At 71.6% G+C, this 15303-nt stretch carries 20 protein-coding genes; 10 read left to right on the top strand and 10 right to left on the bottom strand.

The window, feature by feature from the left end; genetic code table 11:
* The 3 genes from H4696_RS38905 to H4696_RS38895 are packed head-to-tail and all read left to right on the top strand — an operon-like array spanning nt 1 to nt 2191.
* Entirely contained in the window at nt 1-750 is a 750-nt protein-coding gene (locus H4696_RS38905) for a LamB/YcsF family protein (protein WP_086860201.1), read from the top strand.
* Entirely contained in the window at nt 747-1358 is a 612-nt protein-coding gene (locus tag H4696_RS38900; protein WP_086860200.1) for a 5-oxoprolinase subunit B family protein, read from the top strand. The genes H4696_RS38905 and H4696_RS38900 overlap by 4 nt, the downstream gene beginning before the upstream one ends.
* Nucleotides 1355-2191 carry a 5-oxoprolinase subunit C family protein gene (locus H4696_RS38895; protein WP_086860199.1) on the top strand — a complete coding sequence of 279 codons (837 nt, stop codon included), beginning with the start codon at nt 1355-1357 and terminating at the stop codon, nt 2189-2191. The genes H4696_RS38900 and H4696_RS38895 overlap by 4 nt, the downstream gene beginning before the upstream one ends.
* A gap of 15 nt (nt 2192-2206) precedes the next feature.
* On the opposite strand, the gene H4696_RS38890 is transcribed toward H4696_RS38895, so the two are convergent.
* Complete coding sequence (locus tag H4696_RS38890) at nt 2207-2383, bottom strand: hypothetical protein (protein ID WP_169734983.1); 177 nt, start codon at nt 2381-2383, stop codon at nt 2207-2209.
* Nucleotides 2376-2732, bottom strand: a complete 357-nt coding sequence (locus tag H4696_RS38885) for a hypothetical protein (RefSeq protein WP_086860198.1) — start codon at nt 2730-2732, stop codon at nt 2376-2378. Before H4696_RS38885 ends, H4696_RS38890 begins: the two co-directional genes overlap by 8 nt.
* Before the next feature lie 78 nt (nt 2733-2810).
* Here H4696_RS38885 and H4696_RS38880 point away from each other — a divergent pair, with 78 nt between their 5' ends.
* On the top strand, nt 2811-3392 hold the full coding sequence (locus tag H4696_RS38880) for an ArsR/SmtB family transcription factor (protein ID WP_086860196.1): 582 nt from the start codon (nt 2811-2813) through the stop codon (nt 3390-3392).
* Here the strand turns inward: H4696_RS38880 and H4696_RS38875 are convergent.
* The 6 genes from H4696_RS38875 to H4696_RS38850 all read right to left on the bottom strand — a co-directional run bounded on the left by H4696_RS38875 (nt 3389) and on the right by H4696_RS38850 (nt 7927).
* On the bottom strand, nt 3389-4009 hold the full coding sequence (locus H4696_RS38875; protein ID WP_192782777.1) for an alpha-ketoglutarate-dependent dioxygenase AlkB family protein: 621 nt from the start codon (nt 4007-4009) through the stop codon (nt 3389-3391). The genes H4696_RS38880 and H4696_RS38875 overlap by 4 nt on opposite strands.
* Before the next feature lie 249 nt (nt 4010-4258).
* The gene (locus tag H4696_RS38870) at nt 4259-5317 is read right to left on the bottom strand and encodes a zinc-binding dehydrogenase (protein ID WP_086860191.1); all 1059 of its coding nucleotides are present in this window, start codon (nt 5315-5317) and stop codon (nt 4259-4261) included.
* Between the two features lie 39 nt (nt 5318-5356).
* On the bottom strand, nt 5357-5701 hold the full coding sequence (locus H4696_RS38865; RefSeq protein WP_166640026.1) for a transcriptional regulator: 345 nt from the start codon (nt 5699-5701) through the stop codon (nt 5357-5359).
* Nucleotides 5702-5773: 72 nt separating this feature from the next.
* Complete coding sequence (locus H4696_RS38860; RefSeq protein WP_086860188.1) at nt 5774-6592, bottom strand: LLM class flavin-dependent oxidoreductase; 819 nt, start codon at nt 6590-6592, stop codon at nt 5774-5776.
* Between the two features lie 170 nt (nt 6593-6762).
* Entirely contained in the window at nt 6763-7446 is a 684-nt protein-coding gene (locus H4696_RS38855) for a metal-dependent transcriptional regulator (protein WP_086860186.1), read from the bottom strand.
* Nucleotides 7447-7486: 40 nt separating this feature from the next.
* A complete protein-coding gene (locus H4696_RS38850; protein WP_086860184.1) occupies nt 7487-7927 on the bottom strand; it encodes a GNAT family N-acetyltransferase in 441 nt (146 codons plus the stop codon).
* A gap of 55 nt (nt 7928-7982) precedes the next feature.
* On the opposite strand from H4696_RS38850, the gene H4696_RS38845 reads away from it, so the two are divergent.
* Nucleotides 7983-8303: a hypothetical protein gene (locus tag H4696_RS38845; protein WP_169734982.1), complete on the top strand. Its 321-nt coding sequence runs from the start codon at nt 7983-7985 to the stop codon at nt 8301-8303.
* 4 nt (nt 8304-8307) lie between these two features.
* Here the strand turns inward: H4696_RS38845 and H4696_RS38840 are convergent, their stop codons facing one another.
* Complete coding sequence (locus H4696_RS38840; protein WP_192782776.1) at nt 8308-9891, bottom strand: amidohydrolase; 1584 nt, start codon at nt 9889-9891, stop codon at nt 8308-8310.
* A 47-nt stretch (nt 9892-9938) separates the two neighbouring features.
* On the opposite strand from H4696_RS38840, the gene H4696_RS38835 reads away from it, so the two are divergent.
* Genes H4696_RS38835 through H4696_RS38820 form a run of 4 tightly spaced genes read left to right on the top strand, consistent with a single transcriptional unit; the run spans nt 9939 to nt 13234 of the window.
* The gene (locus H4696_RS38835) at nt 9939-10676 is read left to right on the top strand and encodes an enoyl-CoA hydratase/isomerase family protein (protein ID WP_086856271.1); all 738 of its coding nucleotides are present in this window, start codon (nt 9939-9941) and stop codon (nt 10674-10676) included.
* Nucleotides 10673-12223, top strand: a complete 1551-nt coding sequence (locus H4696_RS38830; protein ID WP_086856272.1) for an ATP-dependent acyl-CoA ligase — start codon at nt 10673-10675, stop codon at nt 12221-12223. The genes H4696_RS38835 and H4696_RS38830 overlap by 4 nt, the downstream gene beginning before the upstream one ends.
* A complete protein-coding gene (locus H4696_RS38825; RefSeq protein ID WP_086856273.1) occupies nt 12220-12855 on the top strand; it encodes a TetR/AcrR family transcriptional regulator in 636 nt (211 codons plus the stop codon). The genes H4696_RS38830 and H4696_RS38825 overlap by 4 nt, the downstream gene beginning before the upstream one ends.
* A 58-nt stretch (nt 12856-12913) precedes the next feature.
* The gene (locus H4696_RS38820) at nt 12914-13234 is read left to right on the top strand and encodes a hypothetical protein (RefSeq protein ID WP_086839577.1); all 321 of its coding nucleotides are present in this window, start codon (nt 12914-12916) and stop codon (nt 13232-13234) included.
* Nucleotides 13235-13301: 67 nt separating this feature from the next.
* Here the strand turns inward: H4696_RS38820 and H4696_RS38815 are convergent, their stop codons facing one another.
* Nucleotides 13302-14471, bottom strand: coding sequence for an acyl-CoA dehydrogenase family protein (locus H4696_RS38815; protein WP_086856274.1), 1170 nt, complete (start codon nt 14469-14471; stop codon nt 13302-13304).
* 130 nt (nt 14472-14601) lie between these two features.
* On the opposite strand from H4696_RS38815, the gene H4696_RS38810 reads away from it, so the two are divergent.
* Nucleotides 14602-15288, top strand: a complete 687-nt coding sequence (locus H4696_RS38810) for a 4'-phosphopantetheinyl transferase family protein (RefSeq protein WP_192782775.1) — start codon at nt 14602-14604, stop codon at nt 15286-15288.
* Nucleotides 15289-15303: the final 15 nt, after the last annotated feature.

Raw genomic sequence — 15303 nt, 5'->3', positions numbered from 1 at the left:
ATGGACTTGAACAGCGATCTCGGCGAGGGCTTCGGCGCCTGGAAGATGGGCGACGACGAAGCCATGCTCGACATCGTGACCAGCGCGAACATCGCGTGCGGCTTCCACGCCGGCGACCCGTCGGTGATGCGGCGGGTGTGCGAGCTGGCGGCCGAGCGCGACGTCGCGATCGGCGCGCACGTCGGGTACCGCGACCTGGCCGGGTTCGGCAGGCGCGCGCTCGACATCGCGCCGGACGAGCTGGCCGACGAAGTGCTCTACCAGATCGGCGCGCTCGACGCGTTCGCCCGCGCGGCCGGCAGCCGCGTGTCGTACGTGAAGCCGCACGGCGCGCTGTACAACACCGCGGCGGCGGACGCCGAGCAGGCCGCGGCGATCGTCGAGGGCCTGCGCCGGTACGACCCCGCGCTCGCGCTGCTCTGCCTGCCGAACTCGGAAATGCAGCGGCAGGCGGAGATCGCGGGGGTGGTGGCGTACGCGGAGGCGTTCGCGGACCGGGCCTACACCGCCGACGGCAAGCTGGTCTCGCGCAAGAAGCCGGGCGCGGTGCTGCACGACCCCGACCTGGTCGCCGAGCGCGCGGTCGGCATGGCGACCGGCGGCGTCGTGACCGAAGACGGCACCAAGCTCGACGTGCGCCCGGATTCCCTGTGCGTGCACGGGGACACGCCGGGCGCGGTGGAGCTGGCCCGGCGGATCGAGGCGGCGCTCGAGGGCGCCGGCGTGCCGCTGGGCGCGTTCACCGGATGACCGTCCGGTTGCTCCCGTGCGGGCGGCGCGCGGTGCTGGTCGAGACCGGCGACGTGCTGGGCTACCAGGCGGCCGTGGCGGAACTGGCGCCGGAGGGCGTCGAGGAGCTGGTCCCGGCGGCGCGGACGCTGCTGGTCCGCTTCGACCCGTCGGTGACCGACGCCGGCCGGCTGGGCGCGGTGCTGCGCCAGGTGTCCCCTGTGGACAGTGCGGCGGCCGACGCGGGCGAGGTGGTGATCCCGGTGGTCTACGACGGCGAAGACCTGGCCGAAGTCGCCGCGGAAACGGGGCTGAGCGTGGGCTCGCTGATCGCCCGCCACAGCGGCGGTTCGTACGTTTCGGCGTTCTGCGGGTTCGCGCCGGGCTTCGCCTACCTGTCCGGATCGGACCCGGTGCTGCACGTGTCCCGGCGTTCGTCGCCGCGCACCCGGATCCCGCCGGGCTCGGTGGCGATCGCGGGCGAGTACAGCGCGGTCTACCCGAGCGCCTCCCCCGGCGGGTGGCGGCTGCTGGGCCGCACGGAAGTTCCGGTGTGGGACGTCGAGCGCGACCCGCCGAACCTGCTGCCGCCCGGCACCCGCGTCCGGTTCACGGTGGTGCCGTCGTGAAGCTGGAGGTCGTGCGGCCGGGCTTCACGACGACGGTGCAGGACCTCGGCCGCCCCGGCCACGCGGCACTCGGCGTCGGCCGGTCCGGGGCCGCCGACCGCTCGTCGTTCCGGCTGGCGAACCGGCTCGTCGGCAACCCGGACGGCGCCGCGGCCCTGGAGGTGACGCTGGGCGGGCTGGTGCTGCGCGCTTCCGCCGTCACCACGGTCGCCGTCACTGGGGCGGTGTGCCCGCTCTCGAAAGGCGGATTGAACGGGCCGATCACGTTGTGGCCGGGCGAGGAACTCGCGCTGGGCACGGCGGTTTCGGGCTTGCGGTGTTACGTGGCGGTCCGCGGCGGCATCGACGTGCCGCCGGTGCTCGGCTCGCGGGCGACGGACACGCTCGGGAAGCTGGGCCCGCCGCCGCTCGCCGCCGGCATGCTACTGCCGATCGGCCCGGCACCGCGGGAGTTTCCCGTCGTGGACCTCGCGCCCCGGGCGGCTCTGCCGGAATCCCCGGTGCTGCGGGTGACGCCGGGCCCGCGCCGGGACTGGTTCGCCGCACCGGATGCGCTGCTGTCCACTGTGTACACGGTGTCACCGGACTCCGACCGCGTCGGCATCCGGCTGACCGGGCCCGCTCTCGAGCGCGTGCGCCACGACGAGCTGCCGTCGGAGGCGTGCGTGCCCGGGTCGCTGCAGGTACCGCCGTCCGGCCGGCCCATCCTGTTCCACGCCGACCACCCGACGACCGGCGGCTACCCGGTGCTCGCCGTCGTCGAGGAGGACGACCTCGACCTCGCGGCCCAGCTGCGCCCGGGTCAGACCGTGCGCTTCCGTCCCGCGTCGTGAGTGTTCGGTCGGGTGCTAACCCGACCGAACACTCACGACCACCAGCCACGCGACGTTGGTGAGCGCGATCGCCAGCCACAGCGGCCAGGTGCGGCGGGCCCGGATCGGGCGCCACTCGACGAGGTAGGCGTCGAGGGCCTCCGCGACCTGGTCGTCGATCTCGTCGCGCAGCCCCGGGCTCAGCTCAGACATGGGCGGGCACCGCCGGCCGCGGCAGGGCGACGGACAGGCACGCGAGCGCCAGCGGCACCTCCAGACCGGCCATGAGCAGCGAAAACACCACATCGTCGCCGGCCGTCACGACGTCGAACCAGGCGTCGGCCAGCAGCAGGGTCGCCGTGCCGATCGCCGCGAACGGCGTCCGCGGGTCGCCGCGCCCGAGCAGCCAGGCGGTGGCCAGCAGGCCGAACGCCTCCGCCGCGTCGAACCCCGTCCAGGCCAGCCGCCAGTTTTGCGCTTGCACGACGTCCGGCAGCGTCAGCCCCAGTACCGCGATCCACGGCAGTAGCCCCAACCCCGCCGCCCAGAACAGCTTCTTCATCGCAACCCCCGATCTCCCGATCCAAGGTAGCCGATTGCAGAGATTTTTTGCAAACAGTCTCTGTAGTACGCTGCGGCCATGGTCCAACGTCCCCAAAAGCGCGTGCTCACCGGCCCGGATCTCAAGGCCTTCTCGAAGGCGCTGGCCAACCCCGTCCGCCGGGACATCCTGTCCTACCTGGGCAAACACGGCGAAGCGAACTCGACGAGCGTCGCCAAAGCCCTCGGCGAGAGCACCGGGACGACCAGCTACCACCTCCGCAAGCTCGCCGACCTCGACCTCATCACCGAGCTCGAGGACCGCGGCGACGGGCGCGAACGCTGGTGGAAGTCGCAGATGAAGGACATCTACACCCCGCCGGGCCTGGAGCTGACGCCGGACGAGCGCGAAGCCGCGTTGAAGCTGGGCGCGATGAAGATGAGCCACGACCTGGGGCTGGTCACGCGCGCGTACGCCGGGTACGACAGCGCGGGCGGCTGGAACCAGATCTACCGGTCGGGGCTGCACCTGACGAAGGAACAGATCGCTTCGTTCGTCGAGGAGTACCAGAACCTGGTGTGGAAGTACGTCACCGAGCCGGGGCAGCACCCGGAAGGCTCGCGCGCGGTCGCCGTGCGGCTCATCGTGGTGCCCGAGGAAGACGAGTCCACAAAGGACTAGAGCCCGGACACCCGCAGCGTGATGTTCAGCCGCCCGGTCAGGCCCAGCGCCGGGTCCGCCGTGCCGGGCAACGTCTTCGGGACGCCGTGGTAGGCCAGCCGGGACGGGCCGCCGAACACGAAGACGTCGCCCGAGCGGAGTTCGACGTCGGTGTACGGCCTGCCGCGCGTCTCGGTGTTGCCGAAGCGGAACACGCAGGCGTCGCCGAGGCTGAACGAGACCACCGGGGCCAGGCTGCGTTCGTCCTTGTCCTGGTGCAGCCCCATCTTCGCGGTGGCGTCGTAGAAGTTGACCAGCGCGACGTCCGGCTCGTAGCCCTCCTCACCGGTCGCGGCCGCCAGCGCGCGGCGGCCGAGGTCGCCCAGCCAGTCCGGGAACGGCAGCACCGGCGTGCCCTCCCCGGTGGTGCGCGAGTAACCGTACGGGTACCAGTGCCAGCCGAGGCAGACGGACTTCACCGACATCACCCCGCCGTTCGGCAGGCGGGTGTGGCGATAGCCGGACCAGCCGCGGCAGGCCGTCACGAACTCGCGCTGCTCGTCGAAACCGAGCCAGTCGGGCAGGTGCACCGCGCCGGGCGCGATCTCGGCGCGGGGGCGCGGCAGGAGAGCGTCCATCACTTCGATTGTGCCGGAAGCTCCCGCCGCGCACGCTCGGTGATCGTCGAAGGCACGACACGGTGACCGCGGAACGTGACGCCCGCGGCGGCGAACTGCCGCAGGAGACGTCCCAACGGACCAACGGGACGCTCCTGCGGCCGAAACCCCTCGCCCTGGGCCACCATGAACTAGACGTTGCCACACCTGAATGTCACAAGGCCAGCGTGGATCAGCTACGAACGGGTCACTTGACCACGGCGCGGCGGATCAGTCACCGAACGTCACGACGGTGACGCCCGCGCGCGCCGGCACCGGGTCGTTCATCTCGGCCAGCGCCGCCGGGACGTCGCCGAGCCCGATCCGCCGTCCGATCAGCGCGGCGAGGTCGATCCCCGCCGTCTCGACGACGCGGAGCAGCTCCGGGTACTCGTGGGCCTGCAGCCCGTGGATGCCGACCAGCTCCAGCTCGCCGCCGATGACCCGGTGCATCGGGATCGGCGCGACGCCCTGCGCGGGCGGCATCAGCCCGGCCTGGACGTGACGCCCGCGCTTGCGGAGGCTGCCGACGGACGCGGCGCAGGTCGACGGCGAGCCGAGGCAGTCCAACGAGACGTGCGTGCCGCCGCCGGTCAGCTCTCGCACGTGCTCGGCGACGGCTTCCGGGCCGTCGAACGCCGACGCGTCGACGGTCAGCACCGCACCCGACTTCGCCGCCAGCTCCAGCGCCGGCGGCGAGACGTCGACGGCGACCACCTTGGCGCCCGCCGCGACGGCCAGCAGGACGGCGGAGATCCCGACGCCGCCGCACCCGTACACCGAAACCCACTGCCCCGCGGTGACCCGGCCCTGCCGCAGCACCGCGCGGAACGCCGTCCCGAACCGGCAGCCGAGCGCGGCGGCTTCGGCGGCGCCCATCGAGTCCGGCAGCGCCACCAGGTTCGTCTCGGCGTGCTCGATGGCGACGCGCTCGGCGAAGGAACCCCAGTGCGTCGCGCCGGGCTGGAACTCGCGGTCGCAGATCTGCTGGTCGCCGCGCGCGCACTGGGCGCACGTGCCGCACGCGCAGACGAACGGCACGGTGACACGTGCGCCGGGCGCCCACCCACGCACGCCCGCACCGAGCGCGACGACCCGGCCGGCGAGCTCGTGCCCGGCGACGTGCGGCAGCGTCACGGCGGCGTCGTGGCCCTGCCAGGTGTGCCAGTCACTGCGGCACACGCCGGTCGCGTCGACCTCGATCACCGCACCACCCGGCGGCGCCACCGGCTCCGGCACGTCCCGCACGACGGGCGGGACGCCGAACTCTTCGATCACGACAGCTCGCATGGCCGCGAGCCTACGTGATCCGTTTTTCCTTGCTACCGCTCAGTTGAGCGGCGGCGGCTGCGCGTGGAACCGCGTTCTTCCCCGCGGCGGCCCGAGGAGCTTGCTGAGCGAGCCGTCCGGCACGTTCAGAATGTCCTCGAGATTCCGCAAGGCCTCCAACGATTCCGCGCGTTCCGGGCGGCACCGCCCGGACTGCCAGTGGCTGAGGGTGGCCAGGCTGACCGTGGTTCCCCTGCCGCGCAAGCGATAGCGGATCCGATCGAGCCCGAGCCCGCGGGCCCGGATCGCCGCCCGCAAGGCCACGTCGAACGGGCCCGCGGCGAGCAGCTGGCTCAGCTCCGCCTGTTCCCCCCGGTCGATCGTGCGTGTTCGCTGACCGGTCATCACAACGCTCCGAAGCACTCCCGAATACGAACATTGGAGCGTAGGCGCAGGTCCGCAAGATCGGAAGAGCACTCACCCACCTGCCGTGCGCGCCTTCGCGGCGATCGCGGCGAACGGTTCGGCGTAGCCCGAGTTGATGGTGACGTAGGAAATCCCCCACCGCTCCCGCCACCGGAGAAGCCTTTCCCCGGCCCGGTCCGGGTCCTCGGGCAGCACGGTGACCGCACCAGCGGCGGCCAGCTCGGGCACGTCGACCCCGGCCCACCGCGCGATTCCGGGCGACGGCGCCTCCCCGACGGCCATGAGGTTCAGCCCCAGCTCGATGTCCGCCAGCCGCGTACCGGCGAGCGTACGGAATCGATCCACAATGGACTCGGCTTCGGCTTCGGCGGTTTTCGGCGCCCAGGTGAACGTGACGGTGTCGGCTTCTTGCGCGGCGAGCGCGAGCATTTTCGGCCCGCCGCCGGCAAGTACCAGCCGTGGCCGGTCGGCCGTGCGCTTGAGGAGCGCGATGGTCTCGGCCATCCGTGTGACGCGCTCACCCGGTGAGGGGAACTCCCGGCCGAGCTGCTTCGCGTGCCCCTCCGCCCCGGGCCGCCCGACGCCGAGCCCGAGTTCGAATCGCCCGCCGGTCTGCCGGTGGAGGGTCTGCGCCTGCCAGTCGAGGGCGCGGGCGTCCCGGAAGGGATCGGCGAGCACGAAGGTGCCGAGCCGGAGGTTCCGCGTGACCGCGGCGGCGGCACCGAGGAGGACGAAGGGGTCGGCGGTCCCGACGGGATCGGTGGCGAGGAGGGTGTCGTAGCCGAGGTCCTCGACCCGCTTGGCCTGGGCCGTCCAGGCGGTGAGATCAGGCGCGAAGCCGGCGACGACGCCGAAGCGGAAGGGTTTCATGCGGCCATGGTGCTGCGGCCGGGCTGGTCACCACATCCGCTTCACGACGTCACCCGCGCGTACGCCCCTCAGCGTCAAAGCGCCCCAATGTGGCGTTCGGTGCGTCAGACGCAACCAATGTGGCGTTCGGTGCGTTGGACGCAACCAACGCCACATTGGGGCGCTCGGGACTAGCGCAGCGTGACCGACAACGCCTGCGCGATCTCCTTCCCGATCGCGTGCGTAGCCGCATCCGGGGGCGAGCCCACCTTCACCACCATCGGGCCGCCGAACGGCTGGCGTTCCATGACCTCGATGCGTTCGCCCAGGTTGATCGCGTGTTCCGTCAGGTACCGCAGCAGCTCCGGGTCGGTGTCCCACACCCGGACGATCTCGCCGACCGCGCCCGGCTCGAGGTCGTCCAGGATCCGGACCGACAGCTCCTCCACGCTGCCGTCCGGGGCCGGGATCGGGTCGCCGTGGGGGTCGCGGACCGGGTTGCCGAGCTTCGCCGCGATGCGTTCGACCAGCCGATCCGACACCGCGTGCTCCAGCGCGTCGGCCTCCGCGTGGACCTCGTCCCACGTGTAGCCGAGCTCCGAGACCAGGTACGTCTCGATCAGCCGGTGCCGACGCAGCACCGAGCGCGCGAGCAGCCTGCCGTCCGCGGTCAGCTCGATGCCGCGGTACGGCACGTGCGTGACCAGGCCGAGCTGGGACAGCTTCGTGACCATCCCCGACGCCGAGGACGGGCTGACCTCCAGCCGGCCGGCGAGCGACGTGTTGGTGACCGCCTCACCCCGCTCGACCAGGCCGTAGATCACCCGGACGTAGTCCTCGACCGACGAGGACCTCCGGACCGAACCATCTCCCATACCGCATACTTTACGGGGCCGGGTTCTTTCTCGTGAAAGTTCACGGCCGCCAGCGGTAGCGGATCCAGCCGGGGACCGGCTCCGCGCCCAGCTGGGCGTAGAACGCCTCGCCCTTTTCGTTGCCCTCCTGCATGTCCCACTCGACGCGGCCGGTCGTGCGGTTGCGCAGCTCGTCGAGCAGCTCGCCGCCGAGGCCGTGGCGGCGATGGGCCGGACGGACGAACAGGTCGTCCAGCCAGATCCCCGGCCGGGCCTCCCACGTCGAGAAGTTCCAGCTGCAGAAGGCGAAGCCGGCGACGGTCCCCGGCTCGCCGGGCGGGGTCGCGATCAGCACCCACGCCTTCGGGTCCGGCCCGAACAGGTGCCCGCTCATCTCGGCGCGGTCGAGCTTCAGGTCGTGGTTGTCCTCGTAGACGGCGTGCTCCTCGATGAGCGCGCAGATTTCCTCGATGTCTTCGAAGACGGCGTCGCGGACGGGCATCTCGCCTCCCGTTTCTGTCGGTGGTGGTCGTTACTGTCGGGCTCGGAGGTGGTCGATGTCACCGGAAGGCAGGTTCGAGGCCCTGGTCGACGAGTTCACCGGACGCCCGGGCATCACGCCACCGGGCGCGACCGGCGGGTTCGGCCGCTCCGCCCTGCGCGCCGACGGGCGGATCTTCGCGATGTTCGTCCGCGGGCAGCTGGTGCTGAAGCTGCCCAAGGCCAGGGTGGACGAGCTGGTCGAGGGCGGCCACGGCGTGCGGTTCGACGCGAACAAGGGCACGCCGATGAAGGAATGGCTGGCGCTGGACGCGGCGTCGCCACAGCCGTGGTCCGCGCTGGCGGAAGAAGCACTCGAGTTCGTGGGAAGGAAGTGAGTCATCACGCTTGATAACGCAGTTCGCCGCCGACGGCGGTGCCTTGCACGCTGAGCCCGTCCAAAGCGGACTCTTCGAGCGGCGATCCGGACAACACGGCGAAGTCGGCGAGCTTCCCGGGCTCGAGCGTGCCCAGGTCACGCTCGGCGAAGGTCGCGTACGCCGATCCGTACGTGTACGCACGCAACGCCTGCTCCGGCGTCAACGCCTCTTCGGGCGCGAAGGGTGCGCCTGACGCCGTGCGCCGCCGAACCATGTCGGAGAGCGCGAGCAGCGGAGCGCCGTTCACGACCGGGCGGTCCGAGGACGCGGGGAGCACGCAGCCCGCGTCGAGGACGCTTCGCAGCCGGTAGCACCAGGGGACGCGGGACTCGCCGAGCGCGGCGCGCATGCCGTCGCCGAGCTCGTTGACGAACCGCCCCTGCGGGGACGGGATGAGGCCGAGCGAGGCGAGCCGGGTCAGCTCCGCGGGCTGGAGCACCGCGCAGTGCTCGATGCGGTGCCGGTGGTCCGCGCGCGGCGAAGCGGCCAACGCGGCTTCGTAGGCGTCGAGGACGACGGTGATCGCGCGATCGCCGATCGCGTGCGTCGCGATCTGCCAGCCCGCCTCGTGGGCGCGGCGGATCGTGCGGGCCAGCTCGTCCTCGGGCACCTGGAAGTAGCCGCGGTTGTCCGGCTCTCCGTCGAACGGGTCGTGCATCGCGCAGGTACGCCCGACGAGGGAGCCGTCGGCGAACAACTTCATCGGGCCGACGCGCAGCCACTCGTCGCCCAGGCCGGTGCGCAGGCCGAGGTCGAGGCCGAAGCCGGCGTCGTCGGGCAGGTCGTGCAGCACGCTCGCGGCGACCATCACCGTGCTGCGCACGCGAAGCACGCCGGTGTCGCGCGCCTCCTGGTAGGCGGCCAGCTCGGCGGGCGTCTCGCCGACCAGGCCGCCGCCGATCCCGGCCTCCTGGACGCTGGTGATGCCCTCGGCGAGGTACCGCTCGGACGCCCGGGCGAGCCCGCGCACGACCCGCGAGACCGGCGTCGGGTACGTCAGCGGCCGCAGCAGCAGCTGGGCCTGCTCGCGCAGCAGTCCCGTCGGCGAGCCGTCCACGTGCACGACGTCGCCGCCGACCGGGACGTGCGCCAGGTCGAGCTGGTCGAGCACGGCCGAGTTGACCACGGTCATGTGCCCGGACGTGTGCTTGAGCCGCACGAGCATCCCCGGCGCGGCGCGGTCGAGGCCGCGGGAGTCGGGGTGCCCGCCGGCGAGCTTGTTCTGGTCGTACCCGCTGCCGACCACCCAGCTCCCGGGCGGCAGCGTCTTGGCGCGCGCGGCGACGGCGTCGTAGACCTCCTCGACGCTGCGGCAGTCACTGAGCGGCACGTCGTCGAGGCCCATGCCGAACCACGCCATGTGGTTGTGGGCGTCGTGGAAGCCGGGCACCACGAAGCCGCCGGCGAGGTCGACCCGCGAGCGCGCCGACAGCGACAGCGCGTCATCCCCCAGCGCGACCACCCGGCCCTGCCACACGGCAAGAGCGCTGGTCACGCCGGTGCCCGTCCACACCGTGGCGTTCTCGTAGACCGTGTCAACCCGCATGAGCCAGAGGCTATCGATCGATCGATCGAACGTCTAGCATCGCCCTCATGCCCACCGTGGACTTCGCCGTCGAGGACGGCATCGCACAGATCCGGCTGAACCGGCCCGAGCGGCTCAACGCGGTCGCCGCCGTCCTGGTCGACGACTTCCTCGCCGCCCTCGACGCGGCCGCCCGCAGCGACGCCCGCGTGGTCGTGCTGTCCGGCAACGGGCGCGCCTTCTGCGCCGGCCACGACCTCAAGGAACCCACCCCCGAGGGTGATTCGCGCACGCGGCTGGACCGGCTCCAGGACGTCACGCGGCGGCTGCGCGGGCTGCGCCAGCCGGTGATCGCGGCGGTGCACGGCTACGCGATCGGCGCCGGCGCCGAATTCGCGCTGGGCTGCGACATGATCCTGGCCGCCGAGGACGCCGTGTTCGCGTTCCCGGAGGTCTCGCTGGGCCTGAGCGTCACCGGCGCGGCGTCGCGGCTGCTGCCGCTGCTCGTCGGCCCGCTCAAGGCGAAGGAACTCCTGCTGCTCGGCGAGCGCTTCGACGGCCGGAAGGCCGCCGAACTGGGCATGGTCAACGCCGCCGTGCCCGCCGAGCAGCTCCAGGCCGAGGCATTGAGCTGGGCGAAGCGGATCGCCGAGCACCCGCCGGCGGCCGCGGCGATGGCGAAGCGCGTCCTCGACACTCCGATCGACGTCGAGCCGGCCCTCGAACTCGAGGTCAGCCACGCCCTGATCACCGAGCACTCGGCCGCGGTCGCCGCGTCGACGGAAGCGTTCCGGAGCCGCGGATGACCCCGCTCGCCGAGATCGGGACCCTGGAGCAGCTCGTCCGGCGCGCCGCCGAGCTGTGGCCGGCGCGCACGGCGTGGGTCTTCGACCACCTGGACCAGGAGTTCACATTCGCCGAGGTCGACCGCGAAAGCTCGCGGATCGCCGCGGCGCTGGCCGGGCGCGGCATCGGCCCCGGCGACCGGGTCGCGGTGATGCTGCGGAACGTGCCCGCGTTCCCGTTGACCTGGCTCGCGCTGGCGAAGATCGGCGCGCAGCTGGTGCCGGTCAACACGAACTACCAGGAATTCGACGGCGCCCACGTCCTCCGCCATTCCGGCGCGAAGCTCGTCGTCGCGGCCGCGGAGTTCACCGACCTGCTCGGCCGGATCGGCCTGACCGAGGTCGTCACCCCAGCGGAGCTTTCACGTGAAAGCGACCACCTGCGGGCGGAGCTTTCACGTGAAAGCGGCGCCTTCACCCCGGTGCCCGAGCTGCCGGTCAACATCCAGTACACCTCGGGCACCACCGGCGCGCCCAAGGGCTGCGTCCTGCCGAACCGCTACTGGACGACGCTCGCGATCAGCCTGGCCACCGACTTCCCGGCCGTCGGCGAGACGGACGTCCTCCTGACCGCGCAGCCCTTCCACTACATCGATCCACAGTGGAACGTCGCGCTCGGGCTGGCCGGCGGCGCCACCCTCGTCGTGCTGGACCGGTTCCACCCCAGCACGTTCTGGGCGAAGGTCCGCGAGCACGGCGTCACGTGGTTCTACTGCCTCGGCCTGATGCCGACGCTGCTGCTGCGCCAGGAACCGTCGGCGGCCGATCGCGACCACCGCGTCCGCGCGATCTGCGCGTCGGCCATCCCCCGAGAACTGCACGCCGAGCTGGAGGCGCGCTGGGGCGTCCCGTGGTACGAGGCGTTCGGGATGACCGAGACCGGCGGCGACATCCGGATGACGGTGGCCGACCACGACGAGACCGTCGGCACCGGCTGCATCGGGCGGCCGAGCCGCGACCGCGAGGTGATGATCGCCGGCGACGACGGGAAGCCGTTGCCGCGAGGGGAAACCGGGCAGCTGCTGATCCGCGGCATCGGGCTGATGCACGGCTACCACGAAGATCCCGAAGCGACGGCGAAGGCGTTCGAGAACGGCTGGTTCCACACCGGCGACCTCGCGCGGCTGGACGACGCCGGCCGCGTCCACTACGTCGGCCGCACGAAGGACATGATCCGCCGCAGCGGCGAAAACGTGTCCGCGGACGAGGTCGAGCGCGCGCTGCTGCTGCACCCCGCGGTCAAGCTGGCCGCCGTCGTCGCGGTGCCCGACGAGCTGCGCGGCGAGGAGATCAAGGCGTACGTCGTGTGCGACGGCGAACGTCCGGAGCCGGCCGAGCTCGCCGAGTTCTGCTCGGGCAAGCTGGCCTACTTCAAGGTTCCGCGGTTCTGGGCGTTCGCCGACGCGCTGCCGATGACGCCGTCGGAGCGGGTCGCGAAGGGCGAGCTGCGGAAGGTGGCCGACCCGCGCGCCGGGTCGTGGGACGCGAAGGCGGGAGCATGGCTGTGAGCAGCCGGGAACGGGTGCGGGCGGCGGCGGTGAAACTGTTCGCCACCAAGGGGTTCCACGGCACCGGCATCCGGGATCTGGCGCAGGAGGCGGAACTCTCGTCGGCGAGCCTGTACCACTACATGGGCACCAAGGAGGATCTCCTCGCGGAGATCATGCACACCGCCCTGAACCGCTTGCTGGACGCGGCCCGCGAAGCGACGGCGGGCGGCGGCGACCCGGTGCACCGGCTGCGCACGCTGGTCGCGCTGCACGTGCTCGCGCACGCGGTCGGCCCGGCGGAAACCCGGGTGGTGGACAACGAAGTCGACGTCCTGTCCCCGGCCGCGCGCGAGCCGGTGGTGGCGTTGCGGGACGCGTACGAACGCCTGTGGGCGGCGGCGATCGACGAGGGCGTCGCGGCCGGGGTGTTCCACACCGAACACCCGGCCGTGACGCGGCTCGCACTGCTGGAGATGTGCAGCGGCGTGGCCAGGTGGTACTCCCCGCGCGGCCCGCTCGCGCTGGACCAGCTCGCGGAGCACTACGCGGAGCTGGTGTCGAGGGCGCTGGGCTGCCCGTCGCCGCCGGGCCGGACCGACTTCCGGCGGTGCCGGGAAATCGTCGCGAAAGAGTGGGGCGTGTCCGTTTAGCGGCGCTTTTACCTGTGTACGCCTTGCCCAGACGGCGTGCGTGGGGGACGCTCGAAGGGTGACTGAGGAAACGATCCAACTGGAACTGGACGACTCGGGTCTCGCGCCGGGCCTCCCGGCGCCGGCACACCCCCGCGATCAGGTGCAGGATGTCCCTTATCGCCCGGTCGAGTTCCGCGATGACGATCTCCCCACCGCCCTGGAACGGTGCTCCGCCTGGCTACGGCAGGCGCAGGAATGGCTGGGCGAGCCGCTCGACGTCCTGGCCATCCACCTCGACTACGACGACCGTCAGGGTTCGCCGTACTACGACGTGAAGCTCCTGTGCAACGAAGAGGACCTGGCCGGCGTCCCGATCGCCATCCGCAACAAGAAGTAACCCCGAACACCGCCGAGGCCACCTCCCGGACGTCCGGGAGGTGGCCTCGTTCGCGTTCCGGACGGGATCAGCCCAGCACGCCGCCGACCTTCACGTGCCCCTTGAGGAGATTGCGCGCGATGGTGCGGCGCTGGATCTCGTCGGTGCCCTCGTAGATGCGCAGCAGCCGCAGCTCGCGGTACCACCGCTCGATCGGCAGCTCCCGCGTGTAGCCCATGCCGCCGTGGATCTGCAGGACGCGGTCGACGATCTCGTTGGCCTTCTGGCCGCCGTACAGCTTCGCCATGGACTGCGCGTGCCGCGAGTCGATGCCCTGGTCGACCTGCCAGGCGGCGTTGAGCACGAGCCAGCGCAGCGCCTCGAGCTCCACTCCGGAGTCGGCGATCATCCACTGGATGGCCTGGCGTTCGGCGATCTTCTGCCCGAACGTCTCCCGCGTGTTGGCGTGCTCGATGGCCATGGAGATCAGCCGCTCGCACGAACCGATCGCGCGCGCCGGCAGGAGGTAGCGGCCCTGCCCGATCCACTGCATCGCGAGTTCGAAGCCGCGGCCCTCTTCGCCGAGGATCTGCGTCTCGGGCACGCGGACGTCCTGGAAGATCAGCGACGCCGGGCCCCACTCGCCCATGGTATCGATGTACTCGGACTTCCAGCCTGCCTCGCGGTCGACGAGGAAGCACGTGACGCCGCCGTTCGCGCCCTTCTCCGGGTCGGTGATCGCGAAGACCATGGTGAAGTCGGCTTCGTTGCCACCGGTGATGAAGGTCTTCTCGCCGTTGATGATCCAGTCGGTGCCGTCCTTGCGGGCGGTGGTCCGGATGGCCTTGGCGTCCGACCCGGCGCCCGGCTCGGTGATCGCGAAGCACGACTTGCGCTCGCCCGAGATGGTCGGCAGCAGGTAGGTCTGCTTCTGCTCCTCGTTGGCGTGGAACAGGATGTTGTCCGCGGCGCCGCCGAAGCGGAACGGCACGAAGGTGCGCCCGAGCTCGGCCTCCAGCAGCGCGGCCATCACGGCGGACAGGCCCATGCCGCCGTACTCCTCCGGCGTGAAGACACCCCAGAAGCCGGACTCCTTCGCCTTGAGCTGGAGATCCTTCAGCTCCTCGCCGGTCAGCCCCGGCTGGTGCGCGCGCTCGCGGCGGAGGACTTCCTGCTCGAGCGGGATCAGCTCCCGCTGGACGAACGTGCGGACCCAGTCGCGCACTTCCCGTTCTTCGGTGCTGAGTGAAAAGTCCATGGGTGAGCTGCTCCTCCGACACTGGCTAAGCGCTTGCTTAGTCGAGGGTACCCCGTGAGAGGTGGATTACCCCAGACCTCGCCCCGAATTCGTGACAAGCGCCCGGGCGCCCGGAAGGATCGGAGGGGTGATGGAGATCGTGGTCCGCTGGTCGCCGCCGTTGCCCGCCGAAGAGCGCTTCCTGCGTCTGCTGGACGAAGCCGAGCAGGACCGCTTCGCGGCGTACCGCCAGGACGCCGACAAGCGCCGCTTCCTGACCGGCCGCGTACTGGCGAAGACGGTCGCGGCGGAGCGGCTGGGCCTGACCCCCGAGGCGGTGAAGTTCGACGCGACCTGCGAAGACTGCGGCAAGCCCCACGGCCGGCCCCGGGTGCCGGGGGCGGACCTGACGCTGTCGATCTCGCACTCGGGCGACCTGATCGGCCTCGCGGCGACCCCGGCGGTCCCGGTCGGCCTGGACGTCGAGACGGCGAACCGCCGCGCGGACGACGGCCTGATCGACTACGCGCTGAGCCCGGCCGAGGCGGCCCACCTGGCGGGCCTGGGCCCGGAGGAGAAGGCGGCGGCGTTCTTCGTCTACTGGACCCGCAAGGAGGCGGTGATGAAGGCCACGGGCAAGGGCCTGCGCATCCCGCTGCAGAGCATCACGTTCTCCCGCTACGACGAACCGGCCCGGCTGGTGTCGTCCGGGGACGCGGCTTTGGACCCGGCCCGCACGCGGCTGGCGGATTTGAAGGCAACGGACGGCTATCGCGCGGCGATCGCGGTGCTGACCACCGAGGAGCTGTCGGTGACCGAGGAGCACTGGGTCCCCTAAGCGACCATCCCGGGG

It is taken from the genome of Amycolatopsis lexingtonensis, from assembly GCF_014873755.1.
GTDB classification, from domain to species: domain Bacteria; phylum Actinomycetota; class Actinomycetes; order Mycobacteriales; family Pseudonocardiaceae; genus Amycolatopsis; species Amycolatopsis lexingtonensis.
This window is presented reverse-complemented; position numbering and strand designations above follow the sequence as displayed.

Bases quoted from the DNA above. Each gene is read 5' to 3' on its own strand.
- H4696_RS38855 (WP_086860186.1), bottom strand. From the start codon at position 7,446: ATGGGAGATGGTTCGGTCCGGAGGTCCTCGTCGGTCGAGGACTACGTC.
- H4696_RS38880 (WP_086860196.1), top strand. From the start codon at position 2,811: ATGGTCCAACGTCCCCAAAAGCGCGTGCTCACCGGCCCGGATCTCAAG.
- H4696_RS38885 (WP_086860198.1), bottom strand. From the start codon at position 2,732: ATGAAGAAGCTGTTCTGGGCGGCGGGGTTGGGGCTACTGCCGTGGATC.
- H4696_RS38865 (WP_166640026.1), bottom strand. From the start codon at position 5,701: ATGACCGGTCAGCGAACACGCACGATCGACCGGGGGGAACAGGCGGAG.
- H4696_RS38830 (WP_086856272.1), top strand. From the start codon at position 10,673: ATGACCCCGCTCGCCGAGATCGGGACCCTGGAGCAGCTCGTCCGGCGC.
- H4696_RS38890 (WP_169734983.1), bottom strand. From the start codon at position 2,383: ATGTCTGAGCTGAGCCCGGGGCTGCGCGACGAGATCGACGACCAGGTC.
- H4696_RS38860 (WP_086860188.1), bottom strand. From the start codon at position 6,592: ATGAAACCCTTCCGCTTCGGCGTCGTCGCCGGCTTCGCGCCTGATCTC.
- H4696_RS38850 (WP_086860184.1), bottom strand. From the start codon at position 7,927: ATGCCCGTCCGCGACGCCGTCTTCGAAGACATCGAGGAAATCTGCGCG.
- H4696_RS38810 (WP_192782775.1), top strand. From the start codon at position 14,602: ATGGAGATCGTGGTCCGCTGGTCGCCGCCGTTGCCCGCCGAAGAGCGC.
- H4696_RS38845 (WP_169734982.1), top strand. From the start codon at position 7,983: ATGTCACCGGAAGGCAGGTTCGAGGCCCTGGTCGACGAGTTCACCGGA.
- H4696_RS38905 (WP_086860201.1), top strand. From the start codon at position 1: ATGGACTTGAACAGCGATCTCGGCGAGGGCTTCGGCGCCTGGAAGATG.
- H4696_RS38840 (WP_192782776.1), bottom strand. From the start codon at position 9,891: ATGCGGGTTGACACGGTCTACGAGAACGCCACGGTGTGGACGGGCACC.
- H4696_RS38900 (WP_086860200.1), top strand. From the start codon at position 747: ATGACCGTCCGGTTGCTCCCGTGCGGGCGGCGCGCGGTGCTGGTCGAG.
- H4696_RS38870 (WP_086860191.1), bottom strand. From the start codon at position 5,317: ATGCGAGCTGTCGTGATCGAAGAGTTCGGCGTCCCGCCCGTCGTGCGG.
- H4696_RS38815 (WP_086856274.1), bottom strand. From the start codon at position 14,471: ATGGACTTTTCACTCAGCACCGAAGAACGGGAAGTGCGCGACTGGGTC.
- H4696_RS38835 (WP_086856271.1), top strand. From the start codon at position 9,939: ATGCCCACCGTGGACTTCGCCGTCGAGGACGGCATCGCACAGATCCGG.
- H4696_RS38875 (WP_192782777.1), bottom strand. From the start codon at position 4,009: ATGGACGCTCTCCTGCCGCGCCCCCGCGCCGAGATCGCGCCCGGCGCG.